Annotated in this window: 17 protein-coding genes; 12 read left to right on the plus strand and 5 right to left on the minus strand. The window is 61.4% G+C overall.

Annotated elements, in window-relative coordinates:
- Nucleotides 1–224: 224 nt before the first annotated feature.
- The 12 genes from NL154_RS29550 (at nt 225) to NL154_RS29605 (ending at nt 11,680) form a co-directional block, all read left to right on the plus strand.
- The gene (locus tag NL154_RS29550) at nt 225–827 is read left to right on the plus strand and encodes an amino acid synthesis family protein (RefSeq protein WP_210633224.1); all 603 of its coding nucleotides are present in this window, start codon (nt 225–227) and stop codon (nt 825–827) included.
- 15 nt (nt 828–842) lie between these two features.
- Entirely contained in the window at nt 843–1,688 is an 846-nt protein-coding gene (locus NL154_RS29555; RefSeq protein WP_434734599.1) for an alpha/beta fold hydrolase, read from the plus strand.
- Nucleotides 1,685–2,620 carry a flavin reductase family protein gene (locus tag NL154_RS29560; RefSeq protein ID WP_221164458.1) on the plus strand — a complete coding sequence of 312 codons (936 nt, stop codon included), beginning with the start codon at nt 1,685–1,687 and terminating at the stop codon, nt 2,618–2,620. The genes NL154_RS29555 and NL154_RS29560 overlap by 4 nt, the downstream gene beginning before the upstream one ends.
- Nucleotides 2,617–3,657, plus strand: a complete 1,041-nt coding sequence (locus NL154_RS29565) for an LLM class flavin-dependent oxidoreductase (protein WP_221158185.1) — start codon at nt 2,617–2,619, stop codon at nt 3,655–3,657. The genes NL154_RS29560 and NL154_RS29565 overlap by 4 nt, the downstream gene beginning before the upstream one ends.
- A 4-nt stretch (nt 3,658–3,661) precedes the next feature.
- Nucleotides 3,662–5,125 (plus strand): aldehyde dehydrogenase, encoded by a 1,464-nt coding sequence (locus NL154_RS29570; RefSeq protein ID WP_221147214.1) that lies wholly within the window; start codon nt 3,662–3,664, stop codon nt 5,123–5,125.
- Nucleotides 5,126–5,130: 5 nt separating this feature from the next.
- Nucleotides 5,131–5,454: an NIPSNAP family protein gene (locus tag NL154_RS29575; protein WP_210633229.1), complete on the plus strand. Its 324-nt coding sequence runs from the start codon at nt 5,131–5,133 to the stop codon at nt 5,452–5,454.
- 48 nt (nt 5,455–5,502) lie between these two features.
- The gene (locus tag NL154_RS29580) at nt 5,503–6,513 is read left to right on the plus strand and encodes an ABC transporter substrate-binding protein (RefSeq protein ID WP_434734600.1); all 1,011 of its coding nucleotides are present in this window, start codon (nt 5,503–5,505) and stop codon (nt 6,511–6,513) included.
- Nucleotides 6,514–6,625: 112 nt separating this feature from the next.
- Nucleotides 6,626–7,498, plus strand: coding sequence for an ABC transporter permease (locus NL154_RS29585; protein WP_210633231.1), 873 nt, complete (start codon nt 6,626–6,628; stop codon nt 7,496–7,498).
- Nucleotide 7,499: 1 nt separating this feature from the next.
- Complete coding sequence (locus NL154_RS29590) at nt 7,500–8,300, plus strand: ABC transporter permease (protein ID WP_210633232.1); 801 nt, start codon at nt 7,500–7,502, stop codon at nt 8,298–8,300.
- Complete coding sequence (locus NL154_RS29595) at nt 8,297–9,376, plus strand: ABC transporter ATP-binding protein (RefSeq protein ID WP_434734601.1); 1,080 nt, start codon at nt 8,297–8,299, stop codon at nt 9,374–9,376. Before NL154_RS29590 ends, NL154_RS29595 begins: the two co-directional genes overlap by 4 nt.
- A gap of 10 nt (nt 9,377–9,386) precedes the next feature.
- On the plus strand, nt 9,387–10,841 hold the full coding sequence (locus NL154_RS29600; protein WP_221155735.1) for an NAD-dependent succinate-semialdehyde dehydrogenase: 1,455 nt from the start codon (nt 9,387–9,389) through the stop codon (nt 10,839–10,841).
- Between the two features lie 8 nt (nt 10,842–10,849).
- Nucleotides 10,850–11,680 (plus strand): phosphate/phosphite/phosphonate ABC transporter substrate-binding protein, encoded by an 831-nt coding sequence (locus NL154_RS29605; RefSeq protein ID WP_221147209.1) that lies wholly within the window; start codon nt 10,850–10,852, stop codon nt 11,678–11,680.
- Between the two features lie 14 nt (nt 11,681–11,694).
- Here the strand turns inward: NL154_RS29605 and NL154_RS29610 are convergent, their stop codons facing one another.
- Genes NL154_RS29610 through NL154_RS29630 form a run of 5 tightly spaced genes read right to left on the minus strand, consistent with a single transcriptional unit; the run spans nt 11,695 to nt 18,305 of the window.
- Nucleotides 11,695–13,224, minus strand: a complete 1,530-nt coding sequence (locus tag NL154_RS29610) for an FAD-dependent oxidoreductase (protein ID WP_434734602.1) — start codon at nt 13,222–13,224, stop codon at nt 11,695–11,697.
- The gene (locus NL154_RS29615; RefSeq protein ID WP_434734603.1) at nt 13,221–14,438 is read right to left on the minus strand and encodes an NAD-dependent epimerase/dehydratase family protein; all 1,218 of its coding nucleotides are present in this window, start codon (nt 14,436–14,438) and stop codon (nt 13,221–13,223) included. Before NL154_RS29615 ends, NL154_RS29610 begins: the two co-directional genes overlap by 4 nt.
- Nucleotides 14,439–14,447: 9 nt before the next feature.
- Entirely contained in the window at nt 14,448–15,428 is a 981-nt protein-coding gene (locus NL154_RS29620; RefSeq protein WP_434734604.1) for a GHMP family kinase ATP-binding protein, read from the minus strand.
- Nucleotides 15,425–17,374 (minus strand): HAD-IIIA family hydrolase, encoded by a 1,950-nt coding sequence (locus tag NL154_RS29625; protein WP_221155737.1) that lies wholly within the window; start codon nt 17,372–17,374, stop codon nt 15,425–15,427. Before NL154_RS29625 ends, NL154_RS29620 begins: the two co-directional genes overlap by 4 nt.
- The gene (locus NL154_RS29630; RefSeq protein WP_434734605.1) at nt 17,364–18,305 is read right to left on the minus strand and encodes an NAD-dependent epimerase/dehydratase family protein; all 942 of its coding nucleotides are present in this window, start codon (nt 18,303–18,305) and stop codon (nt 17,364–17,366) included. Before NL154_RS29630 ends, NL154_RS29625 begins: the two co-directional genes overlap by 11 nt.
- Nucleotides 18,306–18,329: the final 24 nt, after the last annotated feature.

Genomic DNA, 18,329 nt, shown 5'->3' on the forward strand with positions numbered 1-18,329 from the left:
ACGAAGAGATCATTGGGACTAAGCGACGTTAGTGCGGCCCGAAGTTGTCAGCCAAGTAAATGCCTTGGTGGCCTATGGGGATAAGGCTGGCGAAGCGGTAATCTATTGTTTTTTGCGAATATCCTGAAAGGCGCTTGTCTCTGTCGAGGCCGCGCGCACAGCGAACTTGACAGTCCGATACTATGGTATACCATAATACAAACTAAACGAGATTGAGGTATTCGATGGCCATTCAAATTCGCAAGACGGGACTGCAGATCGAAACGACGCTGATCGAAGGCGGCAAGGCCGCGGCCGTGCCGCTGAAGCTGTTTTCGGCCTACGCTGTCGTGAAGAACCCCTGGGCAGGGCAGGGCTTCGTCGAAGATCTCAAACCCGAAATTCATGCGGGCGCGCCGGTGCTTGGCGAATTGTTGACCAAGATGATCATCGATGCCGTCGGATCGGGTGAGGCTGTCGAAGCCTATGGAAAGTCGGCCCTCGTCGGCCTGGATGGCGAAATCGAACATGCGTCCGCGCTCATCCACACGCTGCGTTTCGGCAATTTCTATCGCCAGGCCGTCGGCGCCAAGTCCTATCTCGCCTTCTGCAATACCCGCGGCCCTGCCAACGCGCCGATCATGATCCCGCTGATGGACAAGAATGACGAAGGCCGCCGCTCGCATTATTTGACCATCCAGACGTCGATCCCCGACGCGCCTGCCGCCGACGAGATTGTCGTGGCTCTCGGCGCTTCGGTGGGCGGACGTCCGCATCACCGCATTGGCGACCGCTACCAGGATCTGAAAGACCTGGGGCAGGACGTCGCCAATCCTGCGGGCGTTTGAGGGAGCGCGTCTCAGATGCTGACAGCCGGATCGACCAAAGGCACCGCTGCAGCAACGAGCGCCGCTGGTGCCTTGCCTCGAAAGAGGACGGCAAGCGGAACAGCCTATCACGAGGCCGGCAGCGGGGAACCACTAGTTCTGATCCATGGCGTCGGCATGCGGCTCGAGGCTTGGGCGCCGCAGATCGCCTTTCTGTCGGCTGGCCATCGCGTCATCGCTGTCGACATGCCGGGACACGGCGAGAGCGCGAAGCTGCCGGCGGGCAGCCGCCTCGAGGAATTCGTCGCCTGGCTCGGGCGTTTTCTCGACGAGATGGCGATCGACACGGCGAGTGTCGCCGGACATTCTATGGGGGCGTTGATCTCCGGCGGGGCGGCGGCGACCTTGGGCGAGCGAATCGGCCGTGTCGCTTACCTCAACGGCGTCTACAGGCGCGATCCGGAAGCGAAGGCGGCCGTCCTTGCGCGGGCTGCCGCCATTCCGGTGACGGGCGTCGACAAGGAAGGCCCGCTGGCGCGCTGGTTCGGCGACGAGCCGGACAGCCTCATTGCGCGCGAATTGACGCGGGAGTGGCTGAACCTCGTCGATCCGGAAGGCTATGCCGTCGCTTACGCCGCCTTCGCCGGAGGCGACGAGACCTATGCCGATCGCTGGAAAGACGTCCGCGGTCCGGCCTTGTTTCTGACGGGATCGGATGATCCCAACTCGACGCCTCTGATGGCATCGCAGATGGCGGCGCTTGCACCCAAGGGCTGGGCTCGCATCGTCAAAGGTCATCGTCACATGGTGAACCTGACCGCGCCTGATATCGTCAATTCGCTGCTCGCCGAGTGGCTATCGTTCGGGGAGGATGAACGATGACAATCCAGACTGTCGATCCACGAGCATTGCGAGATGCATTCGGGGCTTTTCCGACCGGCGTGACCGTCGTCACCGCCTGCGACGGGGAGGGGAATCCGATCGGCTTCACGGCGAATTCATTCACCTCAGTCTCCCTCAACCCGCCCTTGCTTCTCGTCTGCCTTGCCAAGACCTCGCGCAATTTTGCCACCATGACCGGCGCGCAGCATTTCGCGATCAATGTGCTGTCGGAAACGCAGAAGGACGTGTCGAACACTTTTGCGCGTCCTGTTGAAGACAGGTTTGCGGCGGTCGAATGGGACAAGGGATCGGCGGGTTGCCCGATCTTCTCGAACGTCGCCGCTTGGTTCGAATGCGCGATGGAAGAGGTCATCGAGGCTGGCGACCACGTCATTCTGATGGGACGCATCGAATCCTTCGACAATAGCGGCCGCAACGGTCTCGGTTATGCCCGTGGCGGCTACTTCACGCCGACGCTCGCAAGCAAGGCGGTTTCCGCCGCGGCCGAAGGCAATATCGAACTTGCAGCCGTCGTCGAACGCCGCGGCGAGGTTTTGCTCCTCGGCGACGACGTGCTCGCTCTCCCGAGCATCGATGCCCATGACGGCAACCCGACCGAGGCGCTGGAAAAATATCTGGAGGCTCTCACCGGGCTGAAGGTCAGCATCGGCTTTCTCTATTCGGTTTACGAAGGCAAGAGCGATGGCAAGCAGCATATCGTCTACCACGCTGTCGCAGGCGATGGGGAGCCGGCGAGCGGCAGGTTCGTAAAGCCGGACGCACTGGCTGCCGTAAAGTTCAAGACCAGCTCGACCGCCGATATCGTCAACCGTTTTGCCATGGAAAGCTCGATCGGCAATTTCGGCGTCTATTTCGGCGACGAGACCGGCGGCAAAGTTCATCCCATTCCAGCCAAGGGCGCAAAAGCATGAAGTTCTCCCTCTTCGTCCATATGGAACGGCTCGACGCCAGCCAGAGCCATAAGAGCCTCTACGACGAATTCGTCGCGCTCTGTGAGATCGCCGACAAGGGCGGCATGCATGCGATCTGGACGGGTGAGCACCATGGCATGGATTTCACCATCGCGCCCAACCCCTTCGTGACCATTGCCGATCTTGCACGCCGCACGTCGCGGGCAAGGCTCGGGACGGGGACGGTAATCGCCCCCTTCTGGCATCCGATCAAGCTTGCCGGCGAGGCAGCCATGACCGACATCATCTGCGACGGCAGGCTCGATATCGGCATTGCGCGCGGCGCCTATTCCTTCGAATACGAGCGGTTGCTGCCGGGTCTCGACGCCTGGGGTGCCGGCCAGCGCATGCGCGAGCTCATCCCGGCGGTCAAGGGCATATGGGCCGGTGACTACGCCCATGACGGGGAGTTCTTCAAGTTCCCCGCGACCACGTCGGCGCCGAAGCCGCTGCAGCAGCCGAACCCGCCGATCTGGGTGGCGGCGCGCGATCCGAATTCGCACGAATTTGCCGTCGCCAACGGCTGCAACGTTCAGGTCACGCCGCTCTGGCAGGGTGACGACGAGGTTCAGTCGCTGATGGACCGCTTCAACGATGCCTGCGCCAAGAATCCCCATGTCGAGCGGCCGAAGATCATGCTGCTGCGCCACACCTATGTCGGCTCTTCGGAAGAAGACGTCGCCCAGGCGGCCCATGAACTGAGCGTCTACTACAACTACTTCTTCGCCTGGTTCAAGAATGAGAAGCCGGTGACCCAAGGCCTGATCGAACGGATCCCGGACGAGCAGATCCGAGCGAACGCCATGCTGTCGGATCAGGTCATGCGCATCAACAATGTCGTTGGCGACGCCGAGACCGTCATCAGCAGACTCAAGGCCTATGAAGCCCTCGGCTACGACGAATATTCCTTCTGGATCGACACCGGCATGAGTTTCGAGCGCAAGAAGGCGTCGCTCGAACGCTTCATCGCCGAGGTCATGCCGGCATTTCAGGAGTAGGGCCATGCGGCGTTTCCAGCATTATATCGACGGCGAATTCTCGGATGGCGAAGCGAGCTATCCGAGCATCGATCCGGCCACCGGTGCGGTCTGGGCTGAAATGCCCGAAGCGCGCGAGGGCGATGTCGATCGGGCGGTGAACGCTGCCGAGAGGGCGCTCTACGAAGGCCCCTGGGCGAAGATGACGGCCACGCAGCGCGGCAAGCTGCTCTATAAGCTCGCCGACCTCGTTGCCGCCAATGCGCAGGTCCTCGCGGAACTGGAAACACGCGACACCGGCAAGATCATCCGCGAAACATCCGCGCAGATCGCCTATGTCGCCGAATATTATCGCTACTACGCCGGCGTATCAGACAAGATCGAGGGTTCCTACCTGCCGATCGACAAGCCCGACATGGATGTCTGGCTTCGCCGCGAGCCGATCGGCGTCGTTGCCATGGTCGTGCCGTGGAACAGCCAGCTCTTCCTGTCGGCTGTCAAGATCGGACCGGCGCTCGCTGCCGGCTGCACGATGGTTGTGAAGGCCTCGGAAGACGGGCCGGCGCCGCTTCTCGAATTTGCCCGCCTCGTGCACGAAGCTGGCTTTCCCGCCGGCGTCGTCAACATCATCACCGGTTTCGGCGCCTCCTGCGGTGCGGCACTCGGCCGTCACCCGAAGGTCGCCCACGTCGCCTTTACCGGCGGTCCCGAGACCGCCCGGCACGTCGTTCGCAACTCGGCCGAAAACCTCGCCTCCACCTCGCTTGAACTCGGCGGCAAATCGCCCTTCATCGTCTTCGCCGACGCCGATCTCGAAAGTGCCGCCAATGCCCAGGTCGCAGGCATCTTCGCGGCGACAGGCCAGAGCTGCGTTGCCGGATCGCGCCTCATCGTCGAACGCAACATCAAGGACAGATTCGTCGCGCTGCTGCGGGAGAAGGCTGAGGCGATCCGGATCGGGCCGCCGCTCGACATGACGACGGAGGTCGGCCCGCTTGCCACCCGGCGCCAGCAGGACAATATCGGTGCACTCGTTACCAAGTCGGTCGAAAGCGGCGCCCGTCTTGTCACCGGCGGACGCAAGATCGATGGTGAAGGCTTTTACTTCGCCCCGACGATTCTCGATTGCGATGATGTCGCTTCGCCCTCGCTGATCGAGGAATTTTTCGGCCCGGTCCTCTCCGTCGTCTCGTTCGAGACCGAGGCAGAGGCGCTGCGGCTTGCCAACGACACCCGCTACGGCCTGGCCTCCGGCCTCTTCACCCAGAACCTCACCCGGGCGCACCGGCTGATGAAGGACATCCGCGCCGGCATCGTCTGGGTCAATACCTACCGCGCCGTATCGCCGATTGCGCCCTTCGGGGGCTTCGGCCTGTCGGGCCACGGCCGGGAAGGCGGCATGGCCGCAGCCCTCGATTATACCCGCACCAAGACGATCTGGTTGAGGACGTCCGACGATCCGATCCCCGATCCTTTCGTGATGAGGTGACGCCGATGTTTTACGAGATCCGCACCTATCGGCTGAAGAACGGCGCGATCCCGCAATATCTCAAGGTCGTCGAGGAAGAGGGGATCGAAATCCAGAAGAGCCATCTCGGCCGGCTCGTCGGCTATTTCTTTTCGGAGATCGGGACGATCAACGAAATCGTTCACATCTGGGCGTTTACAAGCCTGGACGACCGGGAGGCGAGACGCCAACGGCTTCTGGCCGATCCCCGCTGGCAGGCCTTCCTGCCCAAGATCCGCGATCTCATCGAGGTGGCGGAAAACAAGATTATGAAGCCAGCAAGCTTTTCTCCCAGGGGCGAGGCGCACTGACGGCATAAGGCATACCCGTAGGACAAACCAGAACAGGGATAAGGGAACATGAAAACAACATTTGCTTTTGCGGCGGTTGCCGCATTCGTGGCGGTCTCCGCCCCGGCCAAGGCCGACAGCCTGGTTTTCTCGAGCTGGGGGGGAACGACCCAGGACGCACAGAAGGCCGCTTGGGCAAGCCCCTTCACCGAAAAAACCGGCATCACCGTCGTGCAGGACGGGCCGACGGATTACGGTAAACTCAAGGCGATGGTCGAGGCCGGCGAAGTTAACTGGGATGTCGTCGATGTCGAAGGCGATTATGCCGCCCAGGCCGGCAAGAACGGCCAGCTCGAGAAGCTCGACTTCTCCGTTATCGACAAATCCAAGCTCGATCCGCGTTTCGTCACCGATTATTCGGTCGGCAGCTTCTATTATTCCTTCGTCATAGGCTGCAATGCCGATGCGGTCAAACCCTGCCCGAAGACATGGGCCGACCTGTTCGACACGGCGAAATTCCCGGGAAAGCGCACCTTCTACAAGTGGTCGGCGCCGGGTGTGATCGAAGCCGCGCTGCTTGCCGACGGCGTGCCTGCGGACAAGCTTTATCCGCTCGATCTCGACCGTGCCTTCAAGAAGCTCGATACGATCAAGTCCGATATCATCTGGTGGTCGGGCGGCGCCCAGTCGCAGCAACTCCTGGCCTCCGCAGAGGCGCCCTTCGGCAGTGTCTGGAACGGCCGCATGACGGCGCTTGCGGCGACCGGCATCAAGGTGGAGACCTCCTGGGAGCAGAACATCACCGCTGCGGATGCGCTCGTCGTGCCGAAGGGCGCGCCGAATGCCGAGGCTGCGATGAAATTCATCGCGCTGGCGACCTCCGCCGAACCGCAGGCCGCCTTGGCAAAGGCCACGGGATATGCGCCGATCAATGTCGAGTCGGCCAAGCTGATGGATCCTGAAACCGCCAAGACCCTGCCGGACCAACAGACCGCAAGCCAGGTCAATGCCGATATGAATTACTGGGCCGATAATCGCGATGCCATCGGCGAGAAGTGGTACGCCTGGCAGGCGAAATAAGCTGGAATGGCATAGCAACGGGCACGGCGATTGTTCGCCGTGCCTCCCGCAGCGTCGGCGCCGGTCATCGGACCTCGCCGCCAGCGGAAACTGACGGGTGGGAAGGACTGTCATGTCGACATATAGCGATGCCTCTGGCGCGATTATGCCTCTGCCGAAGGCGCGCAGGGCAACAGGTTTTGGCGGGGTCGTTCCGGCTCTGGCCTTCGTGGGAATCTTTTTCGTGGTTCCGGTGGTGGTCCTGCTGCTGCGAAGCGTATTGGAACCCGTCCCGGGTCTGGGCAATTATGCGCAACTGATCGGGTCGGCGACCTATCTCAAGATTTTCGCAAATACGTTCATCGTCTCCGGTTTCGTCACGGTCATTTCGCTTTTGATCGGTTTTCCCGTCGCCTGGGCGCTGGCGATCATGCCCGGTCGCCTGACGTCGGTGATCTTTGCGATCCTGCTCTTGTCGATGTGGACCAATCTGCTGGCTCGCACCTATGCCTGGATGGTGCTGTTGCAGCGGACCGGCCTGATCAACAAGATGCTGATGGGAATGGGCCTGGTCGACCAGCCGCTCGCACTCGTCAACAATCTCACAGGCGTGACGATCGGCATGACCTATATCATGCTGCCTTTCATCATCCTTCCGCTCTACGGTGTGATCAAGAAAATCGACCCGTCGACCCTGCAGGCGGCAGCCCTTTGCGGCGCCAACCGCTGGCAGTGCCTGACCCGCGTTCTGCTGCCCTTGGCGATGCCCGGCATGGCGGCCGGCGCCCTCATGGTCTTCGTGATGTCGCTCGGCTATTTCGTTACGCCTTCGCTCCTCGGCGGTACCGCCAACATGATGCTCGCGGAGCTGATCGCGCAGTTCGTGCAGTCGCTGGTCAACTGGGGAATGGGCGGTGCGGCGGCGCTGGTGCTGCTCGTGGTGACACTGTCGCTCTATGCCGCGCAGCTGCGGTTCTTCGGCAGCCAGAACCCGGGAGGGCGTTGATATGTTGCTCAATTTCGACCGTCTTGGCTGGTGGAAATATCTCCTCCTGGCGATCACGCTTCTGACCGCGGCTTTCCTGCTGCTGCCGATCGTCTTTATCGCGGCGCTGTCCTTCGGCTCGTCGCAATGGTTGATCTTTCCGCCGCCGGGCTGGACATTTCAGTGGTATAGCGAGCTCTTCGCCGACCCGCGGTGGCTGGAATCGGCTTTGACGAGCTTCAAGATCGCGGTCATTGTGACGGTTTTGTCGGTGCTGCTCGGGCTTGTAACGTCCTTCGGACTGGTGCGCGGTTCGTTCCTGTTCCGCGATGCGCTGAAGGCGCTGTTCCTTACGCCGATGATCCTTCCGGTCGTGGTTCTCGCGGTTGCTCTCTACGCCTTCTTCTTGAGGATCGGCCTTGGCGGCACCTTGACGGGCTTCGTCATTTCGCACCTCGTGCTCGCGCTGCCCTTCTCGATCCTGTCCATATCGAGTGCGCTGGAGGGTTTTGACAAATCGATCGAGGATGCGGCGGTGCTCTGCGGTGCCGCGCCGCTCGAAGCAAAGATCAGGGTCACGCTTCCCGCGATCAGCCATGGGCTGTTTTCGGCCGCCGTCTTCTCGTTCCTGACATCCTGGGATGAGGTGGTGGTGGCGATCTTCATGTCCAGTCCGACTCTGCAGACACTGCCCGTGAAGGTCTGGGCGACGCTGCGACAGGATCTGACACCCGTCGTCGCAGCAGCCTCGACCCTTCTCATCCTGTTGACGATCATCTTGATGGCGCTGGTTGCCGTCGTGCGTAAGGTACTGAAACAATGAACGAACCATTCCTTCAGATCCGCGGCATACGCAAGGAATACGGCCCTGTCGTCGCCGTCCACGACGTCAATCTCGACGTCCGGCGCGGGGAGTTCCTGACCTTTCTCGGACCGTCCGGCTCCGGCAAGAGCACGACACTCTACATCCTGGCAGGCTTCGAAAACCCGACCAAGGGCGACATTACGCTCGAGGGCAAGACCTTGCTCGCCACACCGTCGCACAAGCGCAATATCGGCATGGTGTTCCAGCGCTACACGCTGTTTCCACATTTGACAGTGGGCGAGAACATCGCCTTTCCGCTGAAAGTCCGGCGCAACTCGAAGGCCGAGATCGACTTGAAGGTGAAGGAAATGCTGCGCCTCGTCCGACTCGAAGGCTTCGAGGATCGCAAGCCCGCGCAGATGTCCGGCGGCCAGCAGCAGCGTGTCGCCCTTGCCAGGGCGCTTGCCTATGATCCGCCGGTGCTGCTGATGGACGAGCCGCTGTCGGCGCTCGACAAGAAGCTGCGCGAGGAGATCCAGCACGAGATCCGCCGCATCCACCAGCAGACGGAAGTGACGATCCTTTATGTCACGCACGACCAGGAGGAAGCGCTGCGGCTCTCCGATCGCATCGCTGTCTTTTCGAAGGGCGTCATCGACCAGATCGGGACTGGCCCCGAACTTTACACCAATCCCAAGACCCGCTTCGTCGCCGAATTCATCGGCGATAGCGACTTCATTTCATGCGACCTGGTGTCCTCCTCCGATGGACAGGCCACCATTGCGCTCGGAGGCGGAACCATCTTCAATCAAATCCCGGTGCATGGCAAAGGCACCTCCGGCGCAAGGGCGGCGCTGATGCTGAGACCGGAGCGCATTCGGCTGTCGCGCGCAAGAGCCGCCGGCGCAGGCCTTGCCGCAACTGTCAGCGACATCACCTTTCTTGGCAACAATATCCACGTCTCCACAGAGACGACGACAGGCGAGGCGCTTTCGGTTCGCTTGCCGTTCGGTCATGAGGCTATTGCCGGGCTCAATCGTGGAGATATAGTCCATCTGGATTTCGATCCCGGCGCCGCTCACGTATTCTGCTGAAAGTTGTCCCATGAAGCTCAATGATCCCTCGCTGTTCCGTCAGGCCTGCCCCATCGCCGATCGCTGGATCGAAGCGGAGGGGCGCCGGGCGGCCATGGTCCGCAATCCGGCGACAGGTGAGGTGCTGGGCGCGGTCCCTGACTTCGGTGCGGCGGAAACGGAAGACGCTATCCGGGCAGCCGTCGTCGCCCAGAAGCTTTGGGCCAAGAAGACCGCCGGCGAACGCGCCGCTGTTCTCAAAACATGGCACCGCCTGATGATCGAAAACCGCGATGATCTGGCGATGATCCTGACGCTGGAGCAGGGAAAGCCGCTCGCTGAGGCCAAGGGGGAGATCACCTATGGCGCGAGTTTCATCGAATGGTTTGCCGAAGAGGCAAGACGCATCAACGGTGAGACCATACCGGGACACCAGCCCGACAAACGCCTCCTCGTCCTGCGGCAGCCGGCCGGCGTGGTCGCGGCGATCACGCCCTGGAATTTCCCGAACGCGATGATCACCCGCAAGATCGGCCCCGCCCTTGCCGCCGGCTGCGCCGTCGTTCTCAAGCCGGCGCTGCAGACGCCGTTCTCCGCAATCGCGATTGCCGTTCTCGCAGAGCGCGCCGGCTTGCCGGCGGGGCTTCTCAATATCGTCACGGGTGACGCCGCCGCAATCGGCGGGGCGATGACCGCAAGCCGCGACGTCCGGGTCCTGACATTCACCGGTTCCACCCGGACGGGCGAACTGCTTTACCGGCAATGCGCGCCGACGATCAAGAAACTCGGTCTCGAGCTCGGCGGCAATGCGCCCTTCATCGTCTTCGACGACGCCGATCTCGACGCTGCGGTCGAAGGCGCAATCATCGCCAAGTTCCGCAACAACGGCCAGACCTGCGTCTGCGCCAACCGGCTTTACGTCCAGGACGGCGTCTACGAGGCATTTGCCGTAAAGCTCGCCGCGGCCGTTTCGGCATTGAAGGTCGGCAACGGTCTGGAACGTGACGTCGTGCTTGGCCCGCTCATCGACGACAACGCCGTCGCCAAGGTCGAAAGCCATATTCAGGACGCCGTTGCAAAGGGCGCCGGCATCGTTTCGGGCGGCAAGCGCCACGCGCTTGGTGGCCACTTCTTCGAACCGACGATCCTGCGTGACGTCGATGCCGGCATGCAGGTCGCACGCGAGGAAACCTTCGGGCCGCTTGCCCCGCTTTTCCGTTTCCGCGACGAAGAGGATGTCATCGAACAGGCAAACGATACCGAGTTCGGCCTTGCTTCCTATTTTTACGCCCGCGACCTGTCGCGAGTATTTCGCGTCGCCGAAGCGTTGGAATATGGGATGGTCGGCGTCAATACCGGTCTCGTCTCGACGGCGGAAGCGCCATTCGGCGGCGTCAAGATGTCGGGTCTCGGCCGCGAGGGGTCAAGCCACGGTTTGGACGAATATACCGAACTCAAATATGTGTGTCTGGGCGGCATCGCCTGAGCGGGCCGATGCTTGCGCTTCCCGCGGAAAGCACCGGAACGGGGCTCGTCAGCATCGCCATGTATGTCACATCAGAGCCGCTCGCGCATGCGACGGCCGAGCTGTGGTCGTTCCTCCGAGACTACCTCTCGAACGCCGGCCTTCAGGATGTGCCGGAAAAGCTTGACCGGACGGTTGGCTATGACGAGGCCTGGCTACGGCCGGATCTGCTCCTGTCCCAGACATGCGGTTATCCTTTTGCCAGGCGCCTGCGTGGCAGGGTCCGCCTGGTGGCGACACCTGTCTACGGACATCCCGGCTGCGACGGCGCGCTGATGCGCAGCTTCATCATCGTCCGAAAGGATTCTCCGCTTCGGTCGCTGGAGGATTTGCGCGGCACCACCGCCGCGATCAACAGTCTCGACAGCAATTCCGGCAGCAATCTGTTTCGCGCCGCAATCGCTCCGCTTGCCCGGGGCGGCCGCTTCTTTGGTCGGATCATCGAAACCGGCAGCCACGGCGGCAGCATCGCCGCCGTGGCTGAAGGCCGGGCAGACAGCGCGGCCATCGATTGCATCACCTATGCCAATATAGGCCGGTTCGATCCCGACGATCTGAGGCAGGTTCGCATCATCGCCGAAACACCCAAGGGTCCCGGCCTGCCGTTCATCACCTCGGGCGATGCACCGGAGGAGAGGGTCGAGCTCCTGCGTAATGCACTGCGTGCCGCCATCAAGGATCCGTCGCTGGCCGCCATGCGTGCGGCTCTGGGTCTCATTGATATCTCGGTGCTTTCCGAAGCCGATTACGAGCCGCTTCTGTCAATGGCCGGAGATGCGTTGCCGCAGCTGAGAGCTTGATGAGCCGAATGGATTCAGAGTGCCGGCTTTGCTTCTGTTTCGGCAAGACGATGGGCGATGCGATCGGCATTGGCCATAATCGTCATCGTGATATATTTCGATGACAGATCCGGAATAATCGAGCCGTCGACGATGTGAAGACCGGGATGGAGGTTCAACTCGCCGTCGGCAGAGGTGCCGGACGGACCGGAGGCACCCATCGGTAAGGTGCCGGCGAAATGCGCGTCGACACCCGGCTCTGCCAGCGATGCGCCCGGCAGCTGAATCAATCCCAATCGTTTCCATTCGCGACGAAGCGCCTTTTTCAAAGCTTCGGCACGAATCTCAAAGCCGTCCGCGAAGCCGCCCCGGATGATCAAACTCCTTCCTGTCGTTGCATCTCGGTGGATATAGCTGCGGCTTTGATCGCCAGGATAATAAATCGTGGCGACGAGCAGGCTTCCGGCGATCGTCTCGAACGCTGCACGTCCGGCCTTCCGGCCGAGCGGCATCCTGTTGATGAAGCTTTGTGCCGGCAGGGAGCCCACCTCATAGATCGCTCCCGTCACATAATCGGATGTGCCCCCGCCGTAGCGCAGCGATAATCCGAGCTGCGCCAGGCTGTGCGTCGGCGTTGACGAGCGCAGCAATCTCGCGGGGGAGAGCAGGGGAATGGCCAGCGTGGGACTGTTCAAGAGGCGCAGTCCCTGTTCCTCAAGCGGAAGATGGTCGGCCAGCAGGGCGGCCGTTCCAAGCACCCCTGCGGCAAGAATGATCCTCGGAGCGGAAAACGACAAGCCGTCGGCCGTTCCGACCGTCCAGCCCGCGTTGCGGGCCAACGAGACGGCCCGCATGTTGTCGAGCAAACGAAAATGCGGGGATTTCCGCAACAGAAGGAGATCTTGCCTGCTGTTATATATCGCCCCGCTCGGGCAACCATAGAGACAGTCGCCGCGCAGGTCGCATGCCGCCCGCCCGGGTCTCGCCTGCGAAAGCATGGCATTGACGGCAGGAAAAAGCCGAAACGATCCGTCCACCGGCTTCGCGACCTTGTGTCTCTGAAGAATATGGGCGGCCGTCGCCCCGAGCGGCAGGACGGACTGCTCGTTGGCGCTTTCCGTAAAATCGGCATTCCTGCTGATCCCGATGCGTTGGGATATGCGCTCGTAGGATCTTTGAAGGGAAGCAATGTCTATCGGCCAATCGGCAATGTCCTCGGCGTCGAGATAGCTGATCTGCGCGCCCCAGATATTGGAGAGGCCGCCGCGGGCGAGGCTGCCGATGGGCATGAAGCCGGCGCCCGCTATGCCGGAATCGCGTCGAAACCGTTCGACAATTCCACGCGACACCGGCGTCTGCAGTTTTGGCGAGCTGCCATCGTCCACGCGCAGGGATTCGAGATCGCTTCCAAGGATGCGCACACTGCGGCTTTCCTCCTGCGATCCGAGATCATTGCCTGCATCCAGCATCAGAACACGGCGGCCGGCCGCTATAAGCGGAAACGCGGCGGAAACACCAGCAGGGCCGCTGCCGATGATGATGAAGTCGGCATCGGCCCCTTTCATCGATATCTCCCGGCGAAAAGAGCGCGGAGCGGAAGCAGCAGGACATCGCTTGATATGGTCAGGATTGCCTTGAAGAAGCCGGCCTTTTTGCGCCGCTGCCGTTCCGGCTCGCTCGCGAGATCGGCGAGGTAAAGCGCTCTTGCGAGGCGATGCTGCGTCTGATTGGCGGGTGGTTCAAAGAGCGACAGCAGACGCGGATGCCTGATCAGCGTCGGGGAGAGACCGAGCGGCGCCAGTCCCTCGCGCCGAAGCCCTTCAGAGAGGCGCTGCACCTGCGCTTCGGTGGGTGCGGCGCCGAGATAGTGCAGCAGCGCCTCGGCCTCGTTTCGCGACGGTTCTCCACTCTTCTGGCCGAACTCCGCGGAAAGCACCACCAATGGATCAGCCAAGTTCAACTTCAGCAGCCTGAGGCTCTCGCCGCTTTCCATAGGAGCGGCCCCCGCGAGCCCCAGGACGCGCTCCGGATCGACCGTCGGGATCAGCGGCAGAAGCTTCGTCATGCGACAGGCAAGCAGGGCCGCAGTGAGGGGGATCGGGATGAAATGCAGATTCCCTTTGCCTTGGCTGCGGCGAAGAATGCGCAGCCAGGCGGCAAAGCTTATCGGCTTCTCCTGAGCGAGCACGAATGTTTGCGGCAGCTGGCTTTCGTCTGTCGCCAGCGTCAACAAGCCCGCTGCGACTTCGTCGAGATGAATGGGCTGAACCTTCCGGCTAAGCCCAATCATCGGCAGAAGCGGACTTAAGGCCGATAATTTCGCCATGAGACCGTACATCGCCGCGCGCGGGCCGCCGTAAACAAGCCCTATTCGCGCGATCCGAACGATCGGTGCCGCGAAGCTGGCCGCCAAATGCTGTTCAATTCTGTACTTGGTGCGGCCGTAGACGTTCAGCGCTTCCTGCCTGGACGAGGTGGAGGAGGCAAAGACGAAGCGTAGCACTCCGGCTGCCTTTGCCGCTTCCGCCAATTTTACGGTGCCCGAGATATTGATGTTGTTTTCCTCGGCCGTCTCCGGCCCGGTGGCCCAGGAATGCGCGAGATGAACGACGGCAGCCCCCCCCTTCAGATCGGACGCGGCGGGCTCATCGCCGATGCGCCACTTTGCTTCGGAGCGCCGGCCGAGCTCGACCACCTCGAAGCCGCGCTCACGCGCCAGCGCGGCAAGTCTTGCACCGATATAGCCGGTTGATCCCGTGATGATGAGACGCGGTGCCATTCACGTCCTCTATTGTGCGAAGGCGATACGCGCGCCGCTCCAGTCAAAACGAAACTCGATTTCCTTGAGCTGCGACAGCGCGTGCCGGACTTTTGCCTGGCGATCTCTGGGGCAATAGAGAACGAGGAAGCCGCCTCCGCCGGCGCCTGCGAGCTTGCCGCCGATCGCGCCGGCAGCGCGTGCCGCCTCGTAAAACTCGTCAATGGCGCTATTGGTGATCTGTGACGTCAGCGATCGCTTCATCATCCATCCGCGATGCAGCGCTTCGCCAAAGGCGCCGAGGTCGCCAGCCATCAGGATGTCGCGCATTTCGTAAGCCAGCTGCACCATGCTCTCGACCGTCCGGAACTTTTCTTCGTTCGTCTCCATGGCCTGCACCTGCGTCGACAGCACAGAGCGCGTGTCGCGCTGGCTTCCGGTGAAAAACAGGAGGATATTGCTCTCGAGCTCCGCCATCTTGTTGGCGCTGAGCACGACGGGCTGCACGTTGACGCTGCCGTTGGAATTGAATTCGATGAAATTCAAGCCGCCATGGGCGGCTGCGTACTGGTCCTGTTTGCCGATCGGCTCCTTCAGGATGTCGATTTCGAGTCTGCAGGCTTCTTCCGCCAACTGATCCTTGGAAGCAAAACGCGACCTGTGGGCATAAAGCGCGTTGATCAGCGCCACGGAAAAGGAGCTGGATGACCCCAGCCCAGTCCCGGAGGGAATGTCGGCGACGGAAGCGACTTCGATGCCCGGCTCGACCTGATGCATACGCAGGGCTTCGCGCAGCAGCGGATGCGCGACCTCTTCAAGGGTGTCAGCCAGTTCGGTGCGCGTGTATTTCAAATGGTATTTGTTTTCGTTGAAATAGTTATGCACGATGACGAAGCTGTACTTGGCTATCGCGCAGGACAAGACCGCTCCGGCTTGCCGACGGTAATAGGACGCGATGTCCGAGCCGCCGCCGGCGAAGCTGACCCGAAAAGGTGCGGATGAAACGATCAAAGGGTTGTCTCCTCGAGATTGATGACGATATCGGCCGATGTGCGCTGCAGATCGATCCTCGGCCACTCTTCTTGAATTCGCGACTGCCAGAGCCCTTCGGCGGCAAGCGGCGTGAGGCCTTTCCAGGCATAGAATGTGTGAAAGCGGTTCAGCAGAGTCTGCTGCGACGCTTCGACGAAGACGGCTATATCGACCTCTTCGCGGATCGACGCATGGCCGGCAAAGATGCCGTCCAGCAGGATGACCTCGGCATCTCGCGCATCATAGATGGCAGTACCCCTCAGCTGGGCACGGCTGGCCGCGTCGTAGCCGGGTGCTTCGACCCGTCCCGCTCGGCGCAGCACGCTGACGATTTCGGGATAGAGCTCTACCCTGCTGCGCTCTTCCGCGCTCATATCCGGGCTGCGATGTTCGAGCGGCAATATCCAGCGGTCGAGTTCCAGCCTCAGCACCCTGCGCCCTGCTTCCGAGAGGATGCGTTGAACGGCATGCGCAAACGTACTTTTCCCGGAGCGGGAACGACCGCATATGCTGACGAGCAGAGGCCCTGCCATACCTGAAAGCCGTTCCTCAATCGCTCTGGCTGGAGCTTTCCCGATATGCTGGTAGCCGCACTGAAAGCGAACGGCGTCATGGACCGTATCGAAGACAAGGTCGGCTCGCGGGATTTCGGTTTCGGCGGCAGGATAGCTCTTCACATCCCGCAGTCCATAACCGGTCCGCACACCATAGGCCCAGATGCCCGCCTTGCGGCCCGCACCTATGTCGCGCAGGCTGTCGCCGATAATGACGGATTTCGATTTTTCGATCGGCAGTTCCGACATGGCCCGGCGGATCATCAGATCGCCCGGTTTGCGGCAAGCGCATTCGATCTTGAGTTCGGGGACCTCGTCAGGGAATCCCTTGTCCGGATGGTGCGGACAAAAATAGATTCGGTCCAGGACGCCGCCGTCTTCGGCAAGCTCGGCCTCCAGGCGACCAAGAACATGATCCAGGCCGGTCTCGTCCAGCAAGCCTTTGGCGACCTGCGGCCGGTTGGTCACGGCAACCGCAAGGAAGCCGGCCTCGCGCGCGAGCCGCACCGCTTCGCCGGCTCCGCTCACCAGCTTCACCTGGTCTGGACGTATGACTCCGTGGCCGCCGACATCTTCGTTGAGCACGCCGTCGCAATCGAAAAACACAGCGGGTCTTCGAACCGAGAGATGGACGGCATGAACCCGATCATGGCGAATATCCTCAGCCGCGGCGGCATGTCGGCTCGGAGAGCCGGTATCCTTTATATATTCGGGCGTATCATAAATTGCGACGGGTATGGATCGCTCGAGGAGGCCGGGGATCACATCATGGATCATATCGGCCGGCTGCCCCGACTGGAGAGTGTCGAAGAACTGGCCGCAAGCCACGTACAAACCGGCCGGCACCAGATTGCGCCAATCGGCGTCACGTGGCGCCTTGCGGGGCAACAGGCGCTGGAGATAGCCGTTCTTCTGAACGACGATATCGGATGTGCGAGGATGATCGTTGGGATGGGCGATTATCGTCAGCGCGGCGGGAAATTGCCGCCGATGACGCGCAAGGGCCGACAGATCGATATCGAAAAGCATGTCACCGTAGACGATAAGGACGTCATCGGCGATCGTGTCCAAAGTCGTCAAGCAACCGGCCGTACCGAGCGGAGACTTCTCAACGAAGACGTCGATCGCAATGCCAAGCTTTTCGGCTTCCGGTCCAAGGGCAGGCTCGAGCTGGCTGCCCAGGTGGCCGCCAAGCACACGCACATGCTGAACGCCTTCGCGGGCGAGCACACGAATCTGCCTGACAATGATCGGCACGCCGGCAAGCGGCAGAAGAGCCTTCGGAATGACATCGCCCGTCATGCTGCGCGCGCGCGTTCCGAGGCCTCCGGCGATAATGATAGCCTCGCAGATAGCGTTCTCAGAACCCATTCGCCAGGATCCGCTCGACGGCGAGTTCAACAGCCTCGGTGGACTTCCGCTTCGGCGTCCAGCCGAGCGCGACAAGTCGGCTTATGTCGTAGCTGAAGCGCGGCACGTCGCCCAGCCAACCACGGTCTTCGCTGCCGTATTCGATAGCGGCTCCGGATGCGACCTTGGAGACTACGATCTCGGCGATATCCCGGACAGACGTTTCACCGATGCCGCTGGCATGAAATACCTCATAGGCACCGGGCGCCTTTTCCCAGGCAAGCAGAATGGCATCCACCAGGTCGCCGACATAGAGATAGGGCTTTGTCTGCATGCCGTTGCCGAGCACCTGGAGCCGCGCAGGATCAGCCTTCAGTCTGTTGATGAAGTCATAGATGGCTCCGTGGGTGGAGCGTTCCCCGACGACATTGGGAAAGCGCAGCACGAGCGTCTTGATGCCGAATGACAGCGCGTAGACGGACAAATAGGCTTCGGCGGCAAGCTTGCTGGCGCCATAGAGCGAAATCGGCCGCAGCGGGCCATGATTTTCGTGAATGTTGCCTTCGGCTTCACCGAATACGGCGGAGGTGCTGGCGAAAAAAAGCTTGCCGATCTCATGCTTGCGCATGATGGCGAGCAGCGTCGTCGTCGTCAGTTGGTTCAGCTGGAGGTCGAGTTCGACATTGGCATTGCCGGCGGCAATATCGGAGTTGGCGGCGAGATGGAAAACGGCGTCGGGACGATCCGCGCCAATGAGCCGAACCATGCCTTCCCGATCGAGCATATCCAGCTCATGGAAGCGGAAATCCGATCGCTGCAGCAGATGATCGATGTTGCGCATGCGGCCAAGATGAAGATTGTCGATCGCGGTTACCCGATAACCCGAATCCAACAGACGATCGCAGAGATGGCTGCCGATAAAACCGGCCCCTCCTGTTACCAAGGCATGCATGTCGGCAGCTCCATATGATCTGTT

The sequence above is a fragment of the Rhizobium sp. YTUHZ044 genome, assembly GCF_051123975.1.
GTDB lineage: Bacteria > Pseudomonadota > Alphaproteobacteria > Rhizobiales > Rhizobiaceae > Rhizobium.